This is a genomic window from Streptomyces pyxinae (genome assembly GCF_024756275.1).
In the GTDB taxonomy this organism is placed as follows: domain Bacteria; phylum Actinomycetota; class Actinomycetes; order Streptomycetales; family Streptomycetaceae; genus Streptomyces; species Streptomyces pyxinae.
In genome coordinates, this window is the sequence record NZ_JANUGQ010000029.1 from 1 (window position 1) to 21404 (window position 21404).

Here is a 21404-nt window from a genome sequence, read left to right on the forward strand (position 1 = left end):
CCAACCCCCGCCCGGCAGGCGCTGGGGCGGGGGAGGACGAGGGGGCCGGGGCGGTGGCCGGGGTGGTGCGCCGGGGGCTGGTGATCGCCATGACGGGACGTTGCTCCTCGGGGGATGGGGGACTCGGCCGTTCCTTCGGCGGAACGGGGGGCCGGTCGGGCCGGCGGGCGCTCAGGTGCGGACGCGGCGGACCGGGATCCGGGCGTGGGCACTCTCCGCGAGCATCGCCCTGTCGCCCACGAAGGCCCGCACCCGCTCCTCGGCCAGCGGCCGGCCCGGGGCGGCCTCCGGCCAGGGGCGCGTCGCGCAGATCAGATAGACCGAACCGGACTCGTGCGCGGCCCGCTCCCAGTCGGACGGCACCGGGCACTGGATGCGCAGGAACGGCAGGCTGAGCACCGCCCGCTCGGCCTCCACCAGCAGGGACGACGCAATCCTGGTCTCCTCGGCCAGGTCGGTGAGCCGCTCACCGAGCGACAGTCCGGCGCCCCGCAGCATCGCCCGCATCGCGGTCGCGGTGGCCTCCGGTCCGTCCGGTCCGTCACCGAGCGAGTACACCAGCAGATAGGGGGTGCCCGGTTCGTCGGGGGAGGGCTCGCCCGCGAACGGCATGACGGAGACGGTGCCCACCGGAGAAGTCTGCTGCCCCGGCGATTCGACGCTGGAAGAGGTCATGGCGCCGGATACTAGTGGGACGATCGTGGTCTGTTCGTCCATGTTTCACCTATTCGGCGTAACGCTCGCTCGTATGGGTGTCCCGGAACGCTTTTACGATCGGAACGCTTTTCCGACCGGGGCGTTGAACCCGGTGAGCCACCCGGGCCGCCCCGGAGGGTGCCGCTTTCCGTATGTCAGCCAGCGCGGGAGCCGCCGATGACGCCCAGAACGCCCTTCACCCCGAGCACGTCCGGTCCGGTCCGGCGCGGTGTGCTGCGGGCGCTCTTCGCCCTGGTGGTCACCGGGCTCACCGGCGGGGCGCTCGCCCGGATCGCCGCCGCGCCCCCTACCGCCCGCCCGGAGGCCGGGGCCGGCCGTGCCGGGGCCGAAGGCGGCGGGCTCGCCGGCCGGGGCGGGTTCGACGAGATGTACCGGGGGCGCCGCATTCAGGGGCGGCCGGCGCCGGCTCGTACGTCCTACCACGGGCCGGCGTACGACGTCCTGATCGACGGCCGGCCGCTGCATCTCATGCGCTGCGCGGACGGCGGCTATCTCAGTGTGGTGGACCACTACCGGTCCTGTCCGACCCCGCTCGACGCGGCCCGGGCGGCCGTGGACGAGCTGGGCTCCGCGCGACTGGCCCCGGCCGCCGCCGTGCACGGTGCCGGGGTGCGGGCGGCGGCCGCGGGGGACGGCGGGGTCACCGAGGAGGACGCGGAGGAGACATGGCGTACGTCCGAAAGAACCAGCGGGACCTGACCCCGGCCGAGCGGCGGAAGTTCGTCGGCGCCGTACTGGAACTGAAGCGCGCCGGACGGTACGACGACTTCGTCCGGACGCACATCGAGTACTACAGCGCCGACGGGGACGGCGAGCTGCGGGTCGCCCATATGGCGCCCAGCTTCTTCCCCTGGCACCGGCAGTTCCTGCTGGACTTCGAACGGGCGCTGCGGCGGGTCGACCCGACCGTCACCGTGCCGTACTGGGACTGGACCCGCGACAACACACCGGCCGCCTCGCTCTGGGGCGAGGACTTCATGGGCGGCAACGGGCGGCGCGGGGACCACCAGGTGATGACCGGTCCCTTCGCGTACGCCTCCGGGAACTGGCCGGTCACCGTCGGGGTCACCGAGGACCGTTTCCTCACCCGCGACTTCGGCCGCCCCGCCGACCCCATCGCCCTGCCGACCCGGGAGGAGCTGGACACCGCCCTGGCCGATCCGGTGTACGACTCCGAGCCCTGGAACTCCACCAGCCGCAGCGGCTTCCGCAACAAGCTGGAGGGCTGGGCGCGGGGGCGCGGCAATGAGCGCTGGCGCAATCACAACCGGGTCCATCGCTGGATCGGCGGCCTGATGCTGGGCGGGGCCTCCGTCAACGACCCGGTCTTCTGGCTGCACCACTCCTTCGTCGACCTGCTCTGGTCCCGCTGGCAGAGCCGCCACCCGGACGCCCAGTACCTCCCCGAGGCCCCGCCGCCGCTCGGCTCGGCGCAGCGCGGCCGGGTCGTCGCCCGCCACCAGCGGCTGCCGCCCTGGGACGTGACCCCGGCTCAGCTGGCGAGCCACACCGCGCTGTACCGGTACGCCTGACGCGGTGTGCGGGGCGGGGCGGTGCCCGGGAGCGCGAACGACAACGGTCCCCCGGCCGGGCGGGCCGGGGGACCGTGGGGTGTCAGGAGGGCGATCAGTCGCCGTAGCCGCCCTCGTGCTTCTTCTTGCCGCCGACGATGGCGCACTGGTTGCCGAAGGTCGGGTTCAGGAGGCCGATGATGTCCACGGTGTTGCCGCAGAGGTTGAGGCCGAGCTCGATCGGCACCTGGACGGCGTTGCCCGAGAGGACACCGGGCGAGTTGGTGGCGGCGGCCGCGGCCCCCGAGTCGGCGACGGCCAGGCCGGCGCCACTCAGGGCGACAGCACCCGTGCCGGCGAGGACGACGGCAGCCTTCGCGATGCGAGACATCAGGATCTCCTTGTACGTACGTGGAAAAGGGCCCGACCGCGCTCGCGGTCGACACTCCCCGTACAACGCCGCTTCTCACGCCGGGTAACGGGCGCGCCGGGAGTGACCGGTGCCGCGCGCCCGATGTCGCCCGAACGGACGCGTGGAGGCGGGGGAGGGGAGGGGGATGCGGAAGGTGGGGAGTTGCTGCCGGATCGTTTCTGCGGTGCGGTGCGGTGCGGTGCGGGCGTGGCGTGGCTGGATGTGGTGCCGTGCGGCGTGGTGTGGCTCGGTGTGGTGCGCGGTGGTGGTGCGGGAAGGGCCGGTGGGAACGGGGGTGTTCCCACCGGCCCTCGGTGGCCGGACGACTCGGCGGCCGGGTGTGTTCCGTGGCGGGGTGCGCCTACTTGCCGAGCGGGAGGCCGCCGAGCAGCGGGGCGTCCTTGCCCTTCAGCCCGTCGGCGGTGCTCTTCACCTTCCGGACGATGCCGGTGTCGGCGGGGACCGTCTCGGTGAGACCGCGCTTGCCGAGGGTGTCCACCGCTCCGTTCAGGCTGGAGGGGGTGAGGCTGTCGGCGGCGAAAGCCGGGGCAGCGACCCCCAGCGCCAGTACGGAACCGGCAACGGCTGCGGCGACCTTCGTGGGGTTCATGGGGGTGGGTCCTTCCTCGCAAGCGTGTGCTGTGTGCTGTGCGCTGAGTGCGACTTTCTGCGACTCGCGCCCGCAGAAGATCATTTGGCCGACCCCTGCGTGACGTTCCGTCCTCTGTAACGAGCACCGCGCGCGGGGGAAACTCGGGAGAGAGTGGGAAAACGCCGGAAACACTGAAAATGCTGAAAGTGCCGGGAAAGCCTGAAGGTGTCGAGCGCACCCTGTACACCGGGTACACCGGGTACACCGGGTACACCGGGTACACCGGGTACACCGGGCGAGCCGGATGGGCCGGAGGCCTGGCGGTGCCTATTCGACGGGTGTCCCGGACCGGCGCCGGGTGGCGTGGCGGGAGCCGAGCAGAGCGTGGGCCCGGGCGCTGGGGCTGCCCGGTGCCGGCCGAGCACGAACGCCGGGGTGTGCGGGAGGCCGTCCATCAGTTGGCGCAGCGACGGGCCGGCCCGCTCGGCGGCGTGGCCAGGGGACCGGTCGCCCGGGGCGGCCCCGGCCAGCCGGTGCAGATGGGCCCGGGCGTCCGGGCCGGGGCGCGGCGCCCGGCCCAGGGAGTCGAGCACCTGCGAGGTGGGATTGCGCTCGCGCCCTTGTTCCAGCCGGGTGCGGTAGTCGGCGTTGACCCCGGCCAGGACGGCGACCCCGCGCAGGCCATGACTGGCCATGACTGGCCATGCCGGCGTTTCTCCGGCCGCAGTCCGGCGCGGCGGGCGCGCAGAAACTCTCCCAGGTGGTTGGCGTCCATGCGGTCAGGCTGGGCGGCGGCCCGGTCCGGTGCCCGGGTGTGCCGCACCCAGGCTGTGGCACCCCGGGCGCCCCGGGCGAGCGGGCGGGGACGGACGCGGAGGAGGTGCCGGGGGCGGGACACGGAGGAGGTGCCGGCCCGGGGCGGGGCCGGCACCTCGCGGGGTGTTCCGGGTCAGTGGGTCTGCTGCTGGAGCACCTGGACCAGATCGATCGGCAGCCGGGAGATGATCGCGGCCTCGACGGCCTTGGCCTCGGCCGAGTTCGCCTGGGCGGCCGGGGTGACCGGCGCGGCCGGGGCGGCGGCGGGCGTCTGAGCGGTACCGGCGGCCTGGGGCTGTGTGCCGGTGGTGTGCGTCTGCGGGCCGGTGGCGGTGGTCTGCTTGCCGCTGGCGGCCGGGGTGGTGCCGGTGGTGGTGCCCGGGATCTGCGGCGTCCGGGGGATCTCGCCGGGCTGGGGGGCGGCCGGGATCTGGGGCACCGGCACGGGCCCCGGGAAGGTCCCCGTCTGGCCGGACGGCTGGGCGGCGAGGGTCTGGCCGGCCGGGGCGGGAGTGGTCGCCGGGTCCGTCTCCGCGTCCAGCAGGTCGATCACTTCCAGCCCGGTCAGGTCGCCGACGCCGGCCAGGATCGCCTCGACCAGGTCCGACAGCTCCGACTGGAGCTGCGGCGCCGTGGCGGTGGCGTCACCCTGCTTCGCCGCGGCGACCAGCGCGTCGATCGCCTTCTGAAGATCGGCACGGGCCTGCGCCACCGAGTCCTGCTGGGGCGTGTCCGCGAGCTGCGGCGCGCGGGTGATCTCGGAGCCGTCGCGCGGTGGCGGCTGGTGGGCCGCGGCGACGGCCGCACCCGCCGTACCGAGCGAGAGAGCGGCGGCGCAGAGCGCGGCGGCCACGGCACGACCGGGGGTCAGAAGACGCATGGTGGTCCTTCCGGTGAGACATGGGACGTACGAGACGTCCCTTCACCGTGCGTGGCCCCGCGGCACCCCGCAATCGCGCCCGTGACGCGCTGTCACACGGCGGACGGGTGAGCGTACCCCCGCTGACCAGTTCCGGAAGGCAGAACGAGGGATTCTTATCTGCTTTACCGCTAATACGGCAACTGAGTGGCGGAGGAGCCGGAGAGACTTCATGAGGCCGGGGGCGGGCTCCGGGTGGGGGATCCCGTCGGGCGGCCGGGAGGAGGCCCGGCAGGGTGGTGAAACGCGCCGGTGCGCCACCCCGTCGAGGGGTGGCGCACCGGTGGGTGGGGGCGAGGTGACGTCAGTCGTTGACGCAGACGTTGCCGAACGCCGGGTTGAGGATGCCGACGATGTCGACGGTGTTGCCGCAGATGTTCACCGGGATGTGGATCGGCAGCTGGAGGATGTTGCCGGAGAGGACGCCGGGCGAACCGACGGCCGCGGCCTCCGCGCCGGAGTCGGCGAACGCGGCACCAGTGGCACCGACGACGGACGCGGCGACGGCGGAGGTCAGGACGACAACCTTCGCGATACGGGACATGGTGAAGAACTCCTCGATCGGGGTGGCACGCGGGCCGACGTCGCCGGCTGCATGCATCAAGAACGGCTTCACCATTTCCGGGGTTGCGCCACCGAACGGGTGAACCGGGTAGCGCGGTGCTGACCGTCGATAGGGGCGGGGGCGGCGGCGCGCCCGCGCGAACAGTGCTCGAAAACAAGCGAGTTGTCGTGGTCGGGCGGGAAATGCTTGGTATCGCTCCGGTGGAGAGATAACGTTCCTGCCGTCATCTTTCCCGTTGTCATATTTCCGGTGTTCCTCCCCGTTCCCGGCGTCCCGGTGCTCCGGCGTCCCAACGTTTTCAGATCTCCCGGCGAGTTCGACGTGTTCAGCGTGTTCGGTGTTTCCGGCAGGCCCGGCGCTCCCCGTGCTCTCTGTGCTCTCTCCGTTCTCTGTGTTCTCTGTGCTCTCTGGGTTTTGTGTCTTCTGTGTTCTCCTCGCTCCTCACGGCTTCCTCACCACAGCGGAGTCCTGTATGCGGAATTCAGCGGTTCGTGCCGCCCGGCGCGGTCTGATCTCCCTGCTGGCCCTCACGGCGTTCGCGACGGCGCGGCCCGCCGCCGGTGCCGCCGCCGGCGCGGGGCCGGCCGGGGAGGAGGCGGCCCGTGTTCCGTTCGCCGAGCGCTTCCGGGTGCTTCAGCACGGGGGGCTGGTACGGGCGGCGAACTCGGTGGCCGGCTGCCGTGCCGGGGCGTCGGCGTGCGCCTCGGCACGGGACGGCGGCGCCGGGGCGTCCGGCCGGACCGCCAACCAGGCGTACGACCTGGGGTACATCGACGTGGACGACGACCCCAACACGTACAACTCCAGCCGCGCCGAGGTGCGGCTGCCCGCCGGGGCGCGGGTCACCCACGCCCGGCTCTACTGGGGCGGGAACCTGCGGGTGGGCGAGCAGAAGCCGGCCCGGGACAACGGGCGGGTGCTGATCGCCGAGCCGGGCGGCCGGTACAAGGAGGTGCTCGCCGACTCGGTGACCGGCCACCGCGCGGTCGCCGGTGCCGACGCCTACCAGGCGACGGCGGACGTCACCCGGCTGGTGCGCCAGTCCAACCCGGGGGTCTGGACGGTCGCCCAGGTGAACGCGGCGGCGGGGCGGTCGGGCACCGGTGCCTGGGGCGGCTGGACCCTGGTCGTCGCCTATGAGAAGCGGGACGAGCCGCTGCGCCGGCTGGCGCTCTGGGACGGGTTCGAGACGCTCGACCGGACGGCCGGCACGGTGGACTCCTCCGGCGGTTCCGGCGGTTCCGGCGGTTCCGGCGGGTCGGGCGGGTCGGGCGGTTCCGGCGGTGGTGGTCCGGTGACGGCGGTCCGGGAGCGCGGTCCGGTGGGCGTCACCCCGGCGGCCGGTCCGTTCGGCTCGTTCAGTGCCTTCGGCGCGCCGGACGGTCCTTCCGGCACGCCGGACGCGGCCCCCGCCGACCGGGCGCGGGACGGCGCGGAATCGCTGCGTGTCGATTTCGGGGCCCTGCGGATCCCGGCGCGCGCGGCCGGCCGGCTCGGCGTCGTCGCGTACGACGGGGACCTCGGTACGGAGGGCGATGCGGTGACGGTCGAGACCGGCGCCGGGCACACCGTGCTCGGGAACTCCGCGAATCCCCCGAAGGACGCGCTGAATTCCAGCATCACCGACTTCGGCACCGTACCGGCCGGCCGGTCGCCCGCTCATCGGAACACCTTCGGCTACGACTCGGACGTGTTCGATCTGCGCGACGCGTTCCGGCGCGGGGCCGACCGGGTCGCCGTACGGATCACCGCGCGGCCGGACACGGTCTGGCTCGGCGCGCTCTTCCTCCAGGCGGATGCCGCCGACTGACCCCGCTCCGGGCGGACGCCGCCGGCCGGCTCGTCGTCAGACGGACGCCACCGGCCGACCCCGTCGCCGGACACCGCCGGCCGGGCCCCTGGCCGACCGCGCCGGCCGGCCCGCGCCGGGCCGTCCCTCCCGTGCGGCTCCCTCCGCGCCGTCCCCTCCGCGCTGTCCCCTCCGCGCAGTTCCCTCCCAGAAAGGGTCACGCGTGCGTCCCCCCTTCACCGCTCTCCATGTCGTTCAGCCGGGTGACGGCGGAGTCGCCCGTGTGGTGGCCGATCTGACCGGGGCGCAGCTCGCCCGGGGCCTGCGGGTCGCCGTCGCCTGTCCGCCCGGTACGCCGCTGGCGGGCCGGGTACGGGCGCTGGGCGCCGAGACGTACCCCTGGCGGGCGGGCCGGGACCCGGGGCGCGCGGTGGCGGCCGAGATCCGGCGGGTGGGCGAGCTGGTGGCCCTGGTCGGTCCGGACCTGGTGCACGCGCACAGCGCCAAGGCCGGGCTCGCCGCCCGGCTGGCGGTGCGCGGCCGGGTGCCCACCGTCTACCAGCCGCACGCCTGGTCCTTCGAGGCGGTGGACGGCCTGACCGGCGCCCTGGCGCGGCGCTGGGAGTGCCGGGCGGCCCGCTGGACGCACCGGATCGTCTGTGTGAGCGAGGCCGAACGGCGGCGCGGCGAGCGGGCGGGCGTCCGGGCCCGCTGGTCGATCGTGCACAACGGGGTGGACGTGGCGCGGTACGCCTCCGGGCCCGGCCGGGCACTCGCCCGTACCGCCCTCGGGGTGCCGGCCCGGGTGCCGCTGGTGGTCTGTGTGGGGCGGCTCTGCCGGCAGAAGGGCCAGGACACCCTGCTGGCGGCCTGGCCCCGGGTCGCCAGCAGGGTGCCGGACGCCCGGCTGGTGCTGGTCGGGGACGGCCCGGACGCCGCCGCCCTCCGTGCGGCCGCGCCCCCGTCGGTCACCCTCGCCGGACCGGTCACCGACCCGGCGCCCTGGTACCGGGCGGCCGACCTGGTGGTCCAGCCGTCCCGCTGGGAGGGCATGGCGCTCGCCCCGCTGGAGGCCATGGCGACCGGCCGGCCGGTACTGCTCAGCGATGTGGACGGCGCCCGGGAGAGCCTGCCGCCCGGCCAGGACGCGTACTGCCTGGTCCCGCCCGGCGACCCCACCGCCCTGGCGGACGCGCTGGTCCGGCTGCTCCAGCGGCCGATTCTGCGGCTGGCCCTGGGGCAGCGCGCCCGGGAGCACATGCGGGAGGGATTCGATGTGCGGCGCACCGGCGCGGCCCTCGCGGAGGTGTACCGCGAGGTGGCCGGTGGAGGTCGTCCCGACCTGATGAGGGAGCCGGTCGCCCAGTGACCCCGGAACGTATGCGTACGGAACGTTTGACGGAACATATGAGTGCGGCCCTGCCCGGGGCCGCCGCCCCGGCCCCCGCCGGTGTCGGTATCGGTGTGAGCGCCACTGCCGGTGCCCACGCCGGGGCCGGCCGCAGTGCCGATCTCGCCGCCCCCGCCGGCCTCTCTGTCGCCGTCCCCGCCGCTGTTCCCGCCGACGCCACCGTGCCGGAGACGGCCCGCACCGGGACGGCCCAGGACACCGGGCCCGGGTCCGGGCCCCTGCCCGTGTCCGGTGCCGTCACCCCGACGGCGCCCGCCGGGCCGGGGAAGGCCGCCGGGGCGGCGGTGCCCGCCGGAACCGGGAGGACCGCCGGGCCGGGGAAGGCCGCCGGAGTGCCGTCGCCCGCGCGGGGCGCGGACCGGCTGGCACTGCCGCCGCGCCGCCCGGCGCCCGCGCCGCCGTTTCTCTCGGCGCTGGTGGCGGTGGACTGCCTCGCCGTGCCGGCCGCCGCCGTCGCGGTGCCGGCCGGCGGAGGGCTGCCGGGCGCCGGGCTGCTGATGCAACTCACCCTGCTCGCCACGCTGCTGAGCGCCCGGGCCGGGCTGTACCGGCCGGGCGCCCTCGCCTCCGTACTCGGTGAACTCCCCGCTCTGGCCGGCCGGGCGGCCGTGGTCTGGGGCGCGGCGGCGCTGCTCGGCCACCCGCAGCTCACCCCGGCCCGGGCCGCCGCCGCCTGGGCCGTCCAGCTGGCCGTGGTCTGCTGCGGCCGGGCGGCCGTCCACCACCGGCGGCGCCGGGTCGCGCTCGCCCGGCCGCGCGCCACCCTGGTGGTCGGTCCCGCCCGGGCGGCCCAGCGGCTGGCCGCCGTGCTCGACCGGCACCCGCGCTACGGGCTGCGGCCGGTCGGCCTGTACGTCACCAGCCCCACCGGGGCGGAGATCCCGCAGCCGGGCGGCGGGCGGCCCGCGCTGCCGGTGCTCACCGCCACCGAGGAGATCCACCGGGCGGTGCTCCGCGACGGGGTACGGGACGCGGTGCTGACCGGCGGCGGCCAGGAGGACCTGGTCACCCTGCTCAGCCACTACGGCTGCGCGGTCTGGCAGCTCGGCCCGGCCGGTGCGACCGGGGCCGGACCGGTGCCCGCGGCGATGGACCAGCACCTCTGGGGGTACGGCTGCCGCCGGCTCGATCCGCCGCCCGCGCACCGGGGGCTCCCGCTCAAGCGGTTGCTCGATGTGGCCGTGGCCGCCCCGCTGTTGATCGGGCTCGCCCCGCTGCTGCTGGTCTGCGCGGCGGCGGTACGGCTCTCCGACGGGCCCGGGGTGCTGTTCCGGCAGGAGCGGGTGGGGCGGCACGGCCGGCCGTTCACCCTGCTGAAGTTCCGTACCCTGCGCCCGGCCGACGAGCGGGAGGCCGCCACCCGCTGGAGCGTCGCCCACGACGAACGGCTGGGCCCGGTTGGCTCGTTCCTCCGCCGCACCTCGCTGGACGAGCTGCCGCAGCTGTGGAACGTCCTGCGCGGGGACATGAGCCTGGTCGGGCCGCGCCCGGAACGGCCGTACTTTGTCGCCCAGTTCAGCAAGGCGCATCCCGGCTACGCGGCCCGGCACCGGATGCCGGTGGGGCTGACCGGCCTGGCCCAGGTGCACGGGCTGCGCGGGGACACCTCGATCGAGGACCGCTGCCGCTTCGACAACCACTACATCGACCACTGGTCGCTCTGGGGGGACGTGTGCATCCTGCTGCGCACCGCGCTCTCGCTGCTCCGCCCGGCGGGCAGCTGATGGCGGTCGAACCGCTCCGGACGACCGGGCCGCTCCGGACGACCGAGTCACTTCGGACGGGCGAGTCGCTCCGGACGGGCGAGTCGCTCCGGACGACCGGACCGCCGGTATCGGCCGGGTCGCCGGTGCCGGGCGGGGTACCGGGGCCGGTCGACCCGCTCCGGCCCGGGTGCGTACGGCCGCTGTCCCCGAAGAAACCGGCCCGGCTGGTGGCCCGGTTCTGGCCGCTGCTGCCGGCGCTCGCGGTGGTGGCGCTGCTGACGCTGCCGGTGGACGCCCGGGCGGGGGGCGGCACGGCCGCCGACGCCGCCTCGGCGCTGCTGGTCGGCTGGTGCGCCGTACGGCTGGTACGGCTCCGGGCCCGGCCGCTCTCCCGGGCCGCCGCCGTGCTGCTGGGGCTGCCGGTGGCCGGGATCTGCGCGGCGGCCGTCACCGCGTACGACCCGGCCGTCGCCGCGCCCGGTGCGGTGCGCCACCTCCAGGTCTTCGTGCTGGTGCCGGCCGCCGTGGTGACCCTGCTCCGGGACCGGCGGGACTTCGCGGTGCTGGCCGGGGCGGTGGTGGCGCTGGCGCTCTTCCAGGGGGCGGTCGGCACGGCGCAGTACCTCACCGGGACCGGCGCCTCCTACATGGGCGCGGACGTCCGGGCGGTCGGCACCTTCGGGCCCGGCGATGTGATGGGCATGGCCACCGTGGTGGCGTACGGCCTGGTGGTCTGTGTGGGCCTGGCGCTCACGACGCGCGGCCGCCCGCGCATGGCGGCGTACGGTTGCGCGGGGCTGCTGGCGGTGCCACTGGTGCTGTCGTTCAGCCGGGGCGCCTGGATCGCGACCGCCCTCGCCTGTGCGGTCCAACTGGTGCTGACCGGCGCCCGGCGGGCGGCCCGGCTCGCCCTGGTGGCGGCGGCGCTCGGCGTGGTGCTGGTGGCCGGTCTCGGCGTCGGCTCGGCCCAGGTGGAGGAGCGGTTCGCCAGCATCGCCCGGGTGGCGGACGCCCCGGACCGCTCGGTCACCGACCGGTACACCCTGTGGGCGGCGGCCGGGGCGATGTGGCGGGCCGAACCGGTGACCGGCGTCGGGCTCAAGGGCTTTCCGGCGTACCGGGACAGCCATGCCTCGCTGGCCCTCTCCTCCGGCAGCGACACGGCCGGCGCCGGGCAGGCGTTCCGCCGCCAGCCGCTGGAGTCGCCGCACAACATGTATCTGCTGGTGCTGGCGGAGCAGGGGCTGCTGGGCCTGATCACGGTGGCGGCCGTCTGGCCGGCGCTGCTGGTGGCCGGGGTACGACGGCTGCGGCGCCGGCGGGTGGCTCAACAGGCGGTGAGTCCGGCCGGGTTGGTGGCGGTGGGGCTGCTGGGCTGGCAGGTCGTCGACTTCGTGTACGCGGACATCGGCGGGCCCACCACGGTGCTGACCGCGCTGGTGCTGGGGCTCGCCGGATGGTGGGTGCTGGGGGCGGGCGCCGCCGCCGGGGCGGAGGCGGGGGTGCGGGGTGACCACTGACAGCGGGACGCGCGAGGTGCGCGGGACGCATGAGACGCCCGGGGCCGGGGCGCCGAGCGAAGCGGAGACCGGGACGGAGGCCGGGACCGGGACCGGGACGGAGGGCGGGAGCGGGACCGGGACCGGGGCCCGGGCGGGGGGCACCGGGCGGTACGAGCCGCTGCCCGGGCCGTCGTCCCGGAAGGCCCCCGGGCGGGCGGGCGGACCGGGGCGGGTCCTGGCCCGGGCGGCCGCGCTGACGGCCGGGTTCACGGCGGTCGGCGCCCTGCTGGGGCTGGTCCGGGACCAGTTGCTGGCCCGGTCGTTCGGGGCGGGCGGGGAGACCGACGCCTTCCTGGTCGCCTGGACGGTGCCGGAGTTCGCCGCCACCCTGCTGATCGAGGACGCCATGGCGCTGGTCCTGGTGCCCGCCTTCGCCCGGGCGCTCGCCCGCCGGTCCGCCGCCCCGGCCGCCGGGCCCGATCCGGTACGCGCCCTGGTGCGGGCCACCCTGCCGAGGGCCGCGCTCGTCACCGCCGGGGCGGCCGGGCTGCTGGTGCTCGCCGCCCCCCGGGTCGTACCGCTGCTGGCGCCGGGGCTGCCGGAGAGCGCGCTCGCGGTCGACTGCACCAGGTCCACCGCCACCTGCGTGTTCTCCTTCGCGCTGGCCGGTTACGCCAGCGCCGCGCTCCGGGCGCACGGGCGGTACGCGGCGCCCGCCGCCATCTATGTGGCGTACAACGCCGGGATCATCGCCGCCGTGCTGCTGCTCGGTCCCGCGTGGGGCGTACGGGCGGCGGCGGCCGGGGTGGCGCTCGGCGGGGCGGCGATGGTGCTGCTCCAGGCGCCGGTGCTGTGGCGGCGGCTGCGCGCGGTGGCGGACGCGCCGGGCGCGGGAGCTCCCGGGCCGGTGGCGGACGGCGGGACGGCCGTACGGGCGCTGCTGGTGGTGCTGGCGCCGGCCATCGTCTTCGCGCTGACCCGGCAGTCGCAGGTGCTGGTGGAGCGGTTCCTCGCCGCCCCGCTGCCCGCCGGGGCCATCTCGCACCTCAACTATGCCCAGAAGGTGGCGCAGTTGCCGATGGTGCTCTCGCTGATGCTCTGCACGGTCAGCTTCCCGGTGGTGGCCCGGGCGCTGGCCGCCGGGGACACCGCCGGAGCCGGGCGCCGGGCCGAACGGGATCTGCTGGCGGCGGCGGCCCTGGTCACCCTGGGCGCCGCGGCGGTGATCGCGGGAGCACCCGGAATCGTGGAACTCCTGTTCCAGCGCGGGGCGTTCGACCCGGCGGACACCGGGGCCACCGCCACCGTGATGCGGGTGTACGCGCTCGGGCTGCTCGGCCAGACCCTGGTCGGCGGACTGGTCCGCTGCTACTTCTCGGCGGCCCGCCCGCTCTGGTACCCGGCCGCCGCGATGGCCGCCGGCGTCGCCCTCACCGCCGTCGCCGGGGCTTACGGGGCGCGGAGTTGGGGTGCCCCGGGGATCGCCGCCGCCAACGCGCTCGGCATCACCCTGACCGCCACCCTGCTGCTGTGCGGCGCCCGGCGGCAGAGTGTGCCGCTCTCCGTCCGCCGGCTGGCCGGGGGGCTCGCCCGGCTCATGGCGGCGGGCGCGGTCGCCACCGCCGCCGGCTGGGCCTCGGCCACCGGCCCGGCACCGCTCGCCGTTCCGCTGGCCCTGGCCGTCACCACCGCCGTCTTCCTCGCCGCCGCCCTGCTGCTGCGCGCCCCGGCGGTGACCGAACTGGCGGCTTTCGTACCGGGGTTGGGCGGGCTCCCCGTCGTACGTCCCCGGGGTGGCCGTCCGGCGCCCGCCGCGACCCGTTCCGTTCTGCCGAAGGCCCGCCGATGAACAACACCTCCAGTGAACCGACACGGGGATCGTCCGCCGTCCGGCCGGTACGGCTCCTGATCGCCATGTACCACTCGGTGGACGGCCGCACCGGCCCCGCCGACGACCCGTACGGGGTGACGGTCGCCCCGGACCGGCTCGACCGGCAGTTGCGCGCGCTGCGCGACCGGGGGCTGCGCGGGGTCTCCGTACGGGAGTTGCTGGCCGCCGCGCGGACCGGCCGGGCGCGCGGTCTGATCGGGCTCACCTTCGACGACGGGTACGCCGACTTCCTGGACACCGCCGTGCCGTTGCTGCGCCGCCACGACTGCACCGCCACCGTCTTCGTGCTCCCGGGCCTGCCGGGCGGTACGAACGACTGGGACCCGCTGGGCCCGCGCAAGCCGCTGCTCACCGAGGCGGGCGTCCGGGCCTGTGCCGCCGCCGGGATGGAGGTCGGCTCGCACGGGCTCCGGCACCGTTCGCTGCCGGCCGCCGACGACGCCGTACTCCGCGCCGAGACCGAGGAGAGCCGGGCGCTGCTGCGGGAGATGACCGGCGCCGCGCCCGAGGGGTTCTGCTACCCGTACGGCCACCTGGACGCGCGGTCGGTGGCGGCCGTCCGGGCGGCCGGCTACGCCTACGGCTGCGCCATCGACCCGGGCGCCCTCGGCGGCGTACACGCCCTGCCCCGGGTCCATGTGGGGCAGCGGGACACCGGCCCCCGGCTGGCCGCCAAGTATCTGCTGCACCCGCTGCGCCGCCGCCCGGTCGTCCCGGCCGCCGCCCCGGTGGTGCGGGTCCCGTGAGCTCCGGCGGCCCGCTGCGGGTACTGCATGTCATCACCGGGCTCGGCATCGGCGGCGCCGAGCAGCAGTTGCGCGCCCTCCTCCGCCAACTGCCCACACAGCACCGGGTGGTGACGCTCACCAACCCGGGCCCGGTCGCGGACGGGCTGCGCGCCGACGGGGTGCCGGTCGCCCATCTCGCCATGGGCGGCAACCGCGACCTCACCGCGCTGCCCCGGCTCACCCGGCTGATCCGGGCGGGCGGCTACGACCTGGTCCACACCCATCTCTACCGGGCCTGCCTCTACGGCCGGATCGCCGCCCGGCTGGCGGGTGTCCGGACCGTCGTGGCGACCGAACACTCCCTGGGCGCCGCCCAGATCGAGGGCCGGCCGCTGACCCCCGGCACCCGCGCCCTCTATCTGGCCGGTGAGCGGCTCGGTACCGCCACGGTCGCCGTCTCCGAGGCGGTCGCCCGGCGGCTCACCGACTGGGGGGTGGCGCCGGAGCGGGTACGGGTGGTGCCCAACGGCATCGAACCGGCGCGGTTCGCCCACGACCCGGCGGCCCGGCGGGCGGTACGGGCCCGGCTGGGGCTGCCGCCCGGCGCGTATGTGATCGGCGGGGTCGGCCGGCTGGTGCCGGGCAAGCGGTTCGACGCGCTGGTCCGGGCGTTCGCCGCGGTCGCCGCCGAACGGCCGGGAATCCGGCTGCTGTTGATCGGGGACGGGCCCGAGCGTGCCCGGCTGGAGCGGCTGGCGGCCGAACGGGGCGTCGCCGACCGGGTGGTGTGGACGGGCGGCGTCCCCCAGGACCGGGAGACGGCCCCACCGGGCCGCGGGACCACCACCGTGCTCGGCGGTGCTCCGGCTCCGGACGGGCCCGGTGCGGCTCCGACTCGGGTCACGGCCGGACTCGGCGGCCCCCTGGCTCCGGTTCCGGTCCGGCCCGAGGCCCCGGCCCCGGACGGGCCTGGTACGGCTCCGGTTCCGGCCGGGCGCGAGGCCCTGGGGCCGGTTCCGGCCGGCCCCGGTGCGGCTCCGGCTCGGGCTCCGGTTCCGTCCGGTCCCGGTGGGGCCCCCGGACTGCCCGGGCTGCCCGGGCCGCTCGGACTGCCCGGACTGCTGGCGGCGATGGATCTGTTCGTCTCCGCCTCGCCGGACGAGGCGTTCGGGCTCGCCGTCGTGGAGGCGCTGGCCGCCGGGCTGCCGGTGCGGTACGTGGCCTGCCCGGCGCTGGAGGACCTGCCGCCCGGCGACGCGCCCGGGGCCCGGCGCACCGGCCCCACCGTCCCGGAGCTGGCCGCCGCGCTGCGAGAGGCGGCCGGCGCCGGGCCGGTACGGCTGCCGGTGCCCGCCGCCGTGCGCCACTACGACATCGCCCGCAGCGCCCGCCGGCTGCTCTCCCTGTACGAGGCGTGCCACGAGCGCGCCGGACACCCGGCGCGGCACGCGCGCCCGGCACACCTCATACACCAGGCACACCGCACACACCGCTCACACCACGACCCCTCACGGAGCGAGTGACCCATGAGCACCACCTCCCGACCCCTCCGATCCCGCCTCCTCCGCCCCTTCCGGCCCCTGCGCCGCCTCGCCCGGCTGCCGCGCCGGATCGCGGCCGGGGCCGGGTGGCTCAGCCGGGTGCCGCGCCGTCTCCTCGGCGGCCCGCGCTTCCGCCGGTGGCTGGTGCCGGTCGCCGTGCTGGCCGGTGCCCTGGCGGGCGGCGCCTACGGGGTGCTGCGACCACCCGAGTACGCGGCGACCAGCTATGTGGTCGTCGTCCCCCAGGAGGGCACCGACCCGGCCGCCGCGATGGGGCTGGCCCAGGCGTACGGCCGGGTGGCCACCGATGTGGCCGTCGCCGGCGACGCCCCGAAGGCCGCCGGGGTCAGCCCGGCCGCGCTGCGCGCCGGAGTGCGGGCGGCCACCTCGCCGGACGCCCCGATGGTCGCCCTCACCGCCCGTGCCCGGCGCCCGGCCGCCGCCGTGCGCCTCGCCGACAGCGTGGCCCGGTCGCTGGTCGAGAAGGGCGGCCACACGGAGACGGCCACCGGGGTGAAGGTGGTCCACTTCGCCCGCGCCGCCCGGCCGACCGGCCCGGTCTCGCCCTCCGCCCCGCTCGCCGCGCTGGTCGGCGGCTGCGGAGCCGGACTGCTCGGCGGCCTGGCCCTGCTGGTCCGCCCCCGCCGGCCGGCGAACGGCCCGGTGCCGGCCGGCCGGGTCCCGGACGGTCGGGCGTCGGACGGCCCGGCGCCCGGCGGCCCGGCGCCCGGCGGCCCGGCGCCCGGCGGCCGGGCGCCCGGTGACCCGGCCGCCGAGGGCCCGTACGGCTCCGTGCCCGGCCCGGCGAGCGCGGCGGCCCAGCCCCGGGAGACGGCCGCCCAGCCGCAGAAGCCGGCCGCCCGCCCACAGCAGACGGCGGCCCGGCCGCAGGGGGCGGCATGAGCGCCCGTACGACGGCAGCCGCCTCCGGGCCCGGGACCGGAACCCCGGCCGGCCGGGACGCGTGGGCGGTGACCGTCTGCCGGGACGGGGCCGAGTTCGGCCGGCTGGCCGGGGAGTGGGGGCGGCTCTACCGGCGGTGCCGGACCGTCACCCCGTTCCAGTCGCACTCCTGGCTGTACTCCTGGTGGCTCTCGTACGGTGTCCTCGGCACCCTCCGGGTGGTACTGGTCCGGCACGGCGGCACCCTGGTCGCCGCCGCCCCGCTGCGGCTGGTGCGCGGCCCGGTGCCGGTGCTCACCCCGCTGGGCGGGGCGATCACCGACTTCACCGACGTCCTGGTGGACGACGCCCGCCCGCAGGCGCTGGCCGTGCTGGCCCGGGCGCTGCGCGGGCTGGCCCGTACCGCCGTACTGGATCTGCGGGAGGTACGGCCCGGGGCCGCCGCCGAACGGCTCTACGCGGGCTGGGTCGGGCCGCGCGCCCGGCTCACCGACTCGACCTGCCTGGAACTGCCCGCGCGCCCCATCGAGGAGCTGATCGCCCGGCTGCCCTCGCCGCGCGCCCAGAAGGTGCGGGCCAAGCTGCGCCGGCTGGACCGGATGGAGATCGAGGAGCACGCCGTGCCCGGCGGTGAGGTCCCGGCCGCGCTGGACCGGCTGCTGGCCCTGCACCGGCGCCAGTGGGCGGGCCGGGGTGTGACCCCCGAGCACCTCAGCGCCCGGTTCGCCGAGCACCTGGGCCGGGCGGTGCGGCTGATGGTGGAGGCCGGGGAGGCCCGGGTGACCGAGTTCCGGATCGCCGGGGAGCTGGTGGCGAGCGACCTCACCCTGCTCTCGCCGCGCCTCGCCGGCGGCTATCTGTACGGGGCCGACCCGGTGCTGCGGTCGGGCAAGGCGGACGTGACCACCCTGCTGCTGCGCAGCGGCGCCCGGGAGAGCAGCGCCCGGGGCCGGTCGGTGCTCAGCCTGCTGCGCGGGCGGGAGCCGTACAAGAACCACTGGCGGCCGGAGGCGGTGACCAACCGCCGGCTGCTGCTGGCCCGGCGGCGCACCGCCGTACCGCTGCTGGTGCTGGCCGGCTGCGCGGCGCTCCGGACCCGGGCGGCGGAGCTGCTGCGGGACCGGGACCGGGGCCGGGGCAGGGGCCTGGCCCGGCGGCCGGGACGGACCCGACTGCCCGCGCGGCCCGGACACCCCGGGCGGTTCCGGGCGCTCCGGCGGCTTCGGCGGGGCGGCGGTGCGGGCTGACCACCGCCCGGGCCGGGCGCGGGGGCGCCGGGCGGCCCGGGACGGCGGGGGATCACCGGTGGTCGAGCCGCCGGCCGTCCAGCTGGACACAGACCTGGTGGCCGAGCAGTTGCTCGATCCAGGGACCGAGGTCGATCGGTGTGCAGCCCGGCTGCTGGGCCTCCGGCGGCCGGGTCGGCGCGGGGCCGGTGGGCGTCGGAGCGGGCTCAGTGGGGGTGGACTCCGTGGGCGCCGGCTCCGTGGGCTTCGGCCGGCCGGCGGAGAGCGCGGTGCGGAACACCTCGGCCGCCGCCGGGTTCCGCCCGCACTGCCAGACGCCGTGCGGACAGTAGTCGGTGATGGTCTGGTACAGCGGCCGGTGCCGCTCCATCCATTCCAGCATTCCGCGCATGTACGCGGTGTTGTCGCCGTTTCGGAACAGTCCCCACTCGGGGTAGGAGATAGCCTTCCCGTGGGCCGCGGCGAATTCCACCTGCTGGCGCAGTCCGTAAGCCTGGTCCACCTGTTCCTGGAACGTCTCGCCCGGCGGCTGGTCGTAGGAATCCATTCCGACGATGTCCACGACGTCGTCGCCGGGATAACACTCGGTCCACGGAATGGCGTCGCGTCCGCGATTGGGCGCGAAGTCGAAGCGGAACTTCTGCCCCGGCACCTTGCGCATGGCGGTGACAATGCGTTTCCAGTACGTCTTCCAGGCCGCCGGGTCGGGGCCGCAGCGATGGCTGTACGTGGTGCCGTTCATCTCCCAGCCGAGCACCACCACCGTGTCCGGCACCCCGAGCCCCACCAGCCGCTCCCCGAGCGCCCGGTAGTGCCGGTCGAAGTGGCCGGCCGCGCCCAGCCGCAGCAGCTGCCGCACCAGCGCGTCGGGCAGCCGCTCCTCGTTCCGCTCCAGCATGGGCACATTGAGGACCAGCAGCCGGTCCGGGTCGGCCCGCCGCCAGTCGGCCCAGTCGGCCAGGAAGCCGGGGCGTCCCTCGATGTTGGACCACCGGTCGCCGGGGAGGTAGGTGTGCCCGGCCCGCAGCTCGGTGCCGCCGAGCCACTTCTGGAGCTCGGCCATCCGGCTCACGCCCTCGGGCCCGAACCCCAGATACGCGCCGACGGCGGTGGTCGGCGGACCCGGGGCGGCCGGCACCGGGGTGGCCGGTCCCGCCGGGGACGCGTCCGGGGCGGAGGCCGGGGGGTCCGTGACCGGGAGCTCCGGTGCGGCCGTCGGTCCCGGTACGGCCGTGGCTTCCGCCGTGGCCGTGGCCGTGGCCGTGGTCGTGGCCGTGGTCGTCGGCTTTGGTGCCGCCGTCGCCTCCGGTACGGATGGGTCGGCGGCGGCCGGGACCGGGACGGTGGCCTCGGGCAGCGGTGCCTCCGGCGCCGGTACGGCCCCCGGTGCCGTGGCTCCGGGCTCCGGTTCCGGGGGCGGCTCGGCGGCGTGGCCGGCGGGCGCCAGGAAGCCGCCCGACAGCACCAGACCGGCGGTGACCGCCCCGAGCCAGGCCCGGCCCGGCCGCGCCCGCTCCCGGGTGCGCCGGTCCGGGCCGCCCGGGTCCGCCGGGCCTTTCCGGTCTCCCGGTCCTCCCGGGTGAAGCCGGTGTTTCCGGTGGGACATGTCCGCTCCGCTCCTTGACTTTCCCCGGAAGGGACCGGGTGTTTTCCCGCGACGGCCGGCCGGGGTCCTTTCGTCGCCCGTCGCTTCCCGTCACCTCTTGACTGCTCGCCACCTCCGAACGTAGGGCGGCCCGGCCGATCGGGATCGCGCTCCCGGATTTCCGTAGACCATCAGTGGATTTCCTCGCCCGAACGGGGCATCGAAACGAAGGACATGCCGTGCCGGACTTTGACAGTTTCGACCGCAGTGTGCCCGTGGTGCTCATGCGGCTGGACCGGAATCCGTTCCACCACGGCACCCTCGGCGCGGCGCGCTCGCTGGGCCGGGCCGGGGTGCCGGTGCACGCGGTGGTCGAGTCCCCGGCGAGCCCGGTGGTCAGCTCTCGCTATGTGCGCCGGTGCCATGTCCGCCCGGACGGCGACGATCTGACGTCCCTTCGCGCCGTCCTGCTGGCCGTCTCGGCGGAGCTGGGCGGTGCCCCCGCCGTGCTGCTGCCGATGGACGACGTGGGCGCGCTGGCGCTGGACGCGCTGCGGCCCGGGCTGACCGGCCGCTACCTGCTGCCCGGCCAGCCGCCGGGGCTCACCGCCCGGGTGGCCGACAAGGAGCGGCTGGCCGCGCTCTGCCGGGAGCTGGACGTGCCGCACCCGCGCACCCTGGTCCCGTCCGGCGCCGAGGAGGCGGCCGCGATGGCCCGGGAGCTGGGGCTGCCGGTGGTGGCCAAGTGGAGCCGCCCCTGGCTGCTGCCGGCCGGGAGCGGGCTGCGCTCCACCCTGGTCGCCCGCACCGAACGGGAGGTCCGGGCGCTGTACGGGCAGCGGGAGCGGGCGGGCAGCCGGCTGCTGCTCCAGGAGCGGCTGCCCGGCGGGCCCGGCTCGGACTGGTTCTTCCACGGCTACTGCGACAGCGCCGGCGGCTGCGGGGTGGCCGCCACCGGCCGGAAGGAGCGGTCCTGGCCGCACGGCGCCGGGCTGACCGCCGTCGGCACCTGGCAGGCCAATCCGGCGGTGGAGCGGTCGGCCCGCCGGCTGGTCGGGGAGCTGGGCTACCGGGGCGTCGTGGACCTGGACTTCCGGCGGGACCCGGCCACCGGGACGTACCACCTGCTGGACTTCAACCCCCGGCCGGGCGCGCAGTTCCGGCTGTTCTCCGACCCCCGGGGGCTGGACGTGGTCAGGGCGCTGCACCTGGACCTGACCGGCCGTCCGGTGCCCCGGCTGACCGGGGTGCCCGGGCGCCGGCTGGTGGTGGAGCAGTACGCCGCGCTCTCCCTGCTCACCGCCCCGCGCCCGCGCCGTACCGCCCCGGGTGGCGCGGGCGTTCCGGTGCTCCCGGCCGGGCAGGGCGGCACCGAGACCGCCTGGTACGCCGCCGACGACCCGGCTCCCGCGCTGGCCATGGCCCGCGCCTGGGGCGCCCACGCCCTGCGCACCGCCCGCGCCCGGCTGGCCCCCCGCCCCCGGCCGTCCACCCCCTGAGCCGCCGCCCGCGAGGCCCCGCACTGTCCCCGTAACGCCCTCGCACGGGCCCCGTACCGCCGTACGCCCT

The 21404-nt window shown here is 76.5% G+C and carries 18 protein-coding genes; 12 read left to right on the forward strand and 6 right to left on the reverse strand.

Annotated features, from left to right (window positions below; all coding sequences use genetic code 11):
* Window positions 1–171: 171 nt before the first annotated feature.
* Window positions 172–717 (reverse strand): DUF5949 family protein, encoded by a 546-nt coding sequence (locus NX801_RS25650; RefSeq protein ID WP_258790285.1) that lies wholly within the window; start codon window positions 715–717, stop codon window positions 172–174.
* Between the two features lie 156 nt (window positions 718–873).
* Here NX801_RS25650 and NX801_RS25655 point away from each other — a divergent pair, with 156 nt between their 5' ends.
* Together NX801_RS25655 and NX801_RS25660 are read left to right on the forward strand one after the other, a co-directional pair.
* Window positions 874–1416 carry a tyrosinase cofactor gene (locus NX801_RS25655; RefSeq protein ID WP_258790286.1) on the forward strand — a complete coding sequence of 181 codons (543 nt, stop codon included), beginning with the start codon at window positions 874–876 and terminating at the stop codon, window positions 1414–1416.
* Window positions 1383–2249: a tyrosinase family protein gene (locus NX801_RS25660; RefSeq protein ID WP_258790287.1), complete on the forward strand. Its 867-nt coding sequence runs from the start codon at window positions 1383–1385 to the stop codon at window positions 2247–2249. Before NX801_RS25655 ends, NX801_RS25660 begins: the two co-directional genes overlap by 34 nt.
* Window positions 2250–2343: 94 nt before the next feature.
* Here the strand turns inward: NX801_RS25660 and NX801_RS25665 are convergent, their stop codons facing one another.
* The 4 genes from NX801_RS25665 to NX801_RS25685 all read right to left on the reverse strand — a co-directional run bounded on the left by NX801_RS25665 (window position 2344) and on the right by NX801_RS25685 (window position 5511).
* The gene (locus tag NX801_RS25665; protein WP_258790288.1) at window positions 2344–2619 is read right to left on the reverse strand and encodes a chaplin; all 276 of its coding nucleotides are present in this window, start codon (window positions 2617–2619) and stop codon (window positions 2344–2346) included.
* A gap of 382 nt (window positions 2620–3001) precedes the next feature.
* Window positions 3002–3250, reverse strand: a complete 249-nt coding sequence (locus NX801_RS25670; RefSeq protein ID WP_258790289.1) for a hypothetical protein — start codon at window positions 3248–3250, stop codon at window positions 3002–3004.
* 931 nt (window positions 3251–4181) lie between these two features.
* Window positions 4182–4928 carry a hypothetical protein gene (locus NX801_RS25680; protein ID WP_258790290.1) on the reverse strand — a complete coding sequence of 249 codons (747 nt, stop codon included), beginning with the start codon at window positions 4926–4928 and terminating at the stop codon, window positions 4182–4184.
* Window positions 4929–5271: 343 nt separating this feature from the next.
* Window positions 5272–5511: a chaplin gene (locus tag NX801_RS25685; RefSeq protein WP_258790356.1), complete on the reverse strand. Its 240-nt coding sequence runs from the start codon at window positions 5509–5511 to the stop codon at window positions 5272–5274.
* A 493-nt stretch (window positions 5512–6004) separates the two neighbouring features.
* On the opposite strand from NX801_RS25685, the gene NX801_RS25690 reads away from it, so the two are divergent.
* The 9 genes from NX801_RS25690 (at window position 6005) to NX801_RS25730 (ending at window position 18250) form a co-directional block, all read left to right on the forward strand.
* Complete coding sequence (locus NX801_RS25690; protein WP_258790291.1) at window positions 6005–7342, forward strand: DUF3344 domain-containing protein; 1338 nt, start codon at window positions 6005–6007, stop codon at window positions 7340–7342.
* Between the two features lie 202 nt (window positions 7343–7544).
* Window positions 7545–8690: a glycosyltransferase gene (locus NX801_RS25695; RefSeq protein WP_258790292.1), complete on the forward strand. Its 1146-nt coding sequence runs from the start codon at window positions 7545–7547 to the stop codon at window positions 8688–8690.
* Window positions 8691–9016: 326 nt separating this feature from the next.
* Entirely contained in the window at window positions 9017–10456 is a 1440-nt protein-coding gene (locus tag NX801_RS25700) for an exopolysaccharide biosynthesis polyprenyl glycosylphosphotransferase (RefSeq protein WP_428986237.1), read from the forward strand.
* Between the two features lie 209 nt (window positions 10457–10665).
* Entirely contained in the window at window positions 10666–11958 is a 1293-nt protein-coding gene (locus NX801_RS25705) for an O-antigen ligase family protein (RefSeq protein ID WP_258790294.1), read from the forward strand.
* Window positions 11948–13789, forward strand: coding sequence for a murein biosynthesis integral membrane protein MurJ (murJ, locus tag NX801_RS25710; protein WP_428986233.1), 1842 nt, complete (start codon window positions 11948–11950; stop codon window positions 13787–13789). The genes NX801_RS25705 and murJ overlap by 11 nt, the downstream gene beginning before the upstream one ends.
* Window positions 13786–14577 (forward strand): polysaccharide deacetylase family protein, encoded by a 792-nt coding sequence (locus NX801_RS25715; RefSeq protein WP_428986234.1) that lies wholly within the window; start codon window positions 13786–13788, stop codon window positions 14575–14577. The genes murJ and NX801_RS25715 overlap by 4 nt, the downstream gene beginning before the upstream one ends.
* A gap of 14 nt (window positions 14578–14591) precedes the next feature.
* Entirely contained in the window at window positions 14592–16082 is a 1491-nt protein-coding gene (locus NX801_RS25720) for a glycosyltransferase (RefSeq protein WP_428986238.1), read from the forward strand.
* Window positions 16083–16085: 3 nt separating this feature from the next.
* Window positions 16086–17003: a YveK family protein gene (locus tag NX801_RS30845; RefSeq protein ID WP_309505900.1), complete on the forward strand. Its 918-nt coding sequence runs from the start codon at window positions 16086–16088 to the stop codon at window positions 17001–17003.
* Complete coding sequence (locus NX801_RS25730; protein WP_309505901.1) at window positions 17000–18250, forward strand: GNAT family N-acetyltransferase; 1251 nt, start codon at window positions 17000–17002, stop codon at window positions 18248–18250. The genes NX801_RS30845 and NX801_RS25730 overlap by 4 nt, the downstream gene beginning before the upstream one ends.
* Window positions 18251–18302: 52 nt before the next feature.
* On the opposite strand, the gene NX801_RS25735 is transcribed toward NX801_RS25730, so the two are convergent.
* Window positions 18303–19607 (reverse strand): glycoside hydrolase family 26 protein, encoded by a 1305-nt coding sequence (locus tag NX801_RS25735; RefSeq protein WP_428986239.1) that lies wholly within the window; start codon window positions 19605–19607, stop codon window positions 18303–18305.
* Between the two features lie 467 nt (window positions 19608–20074).
* On the opposite strand from NX801_RS25735, the gene NX801_RS25740 reads away from it, so the two are divergent.
* Entirely contained in the window at window positions 20075–21334 is a 1260-nt protein-coding gene (locus NX801_RS25740) for a carboxylate--amine ligase (protein ID WP_258790298.1), read from the forward strand.
* Window positions 21335–21404 lie beyond the last annotated feature (70 nt).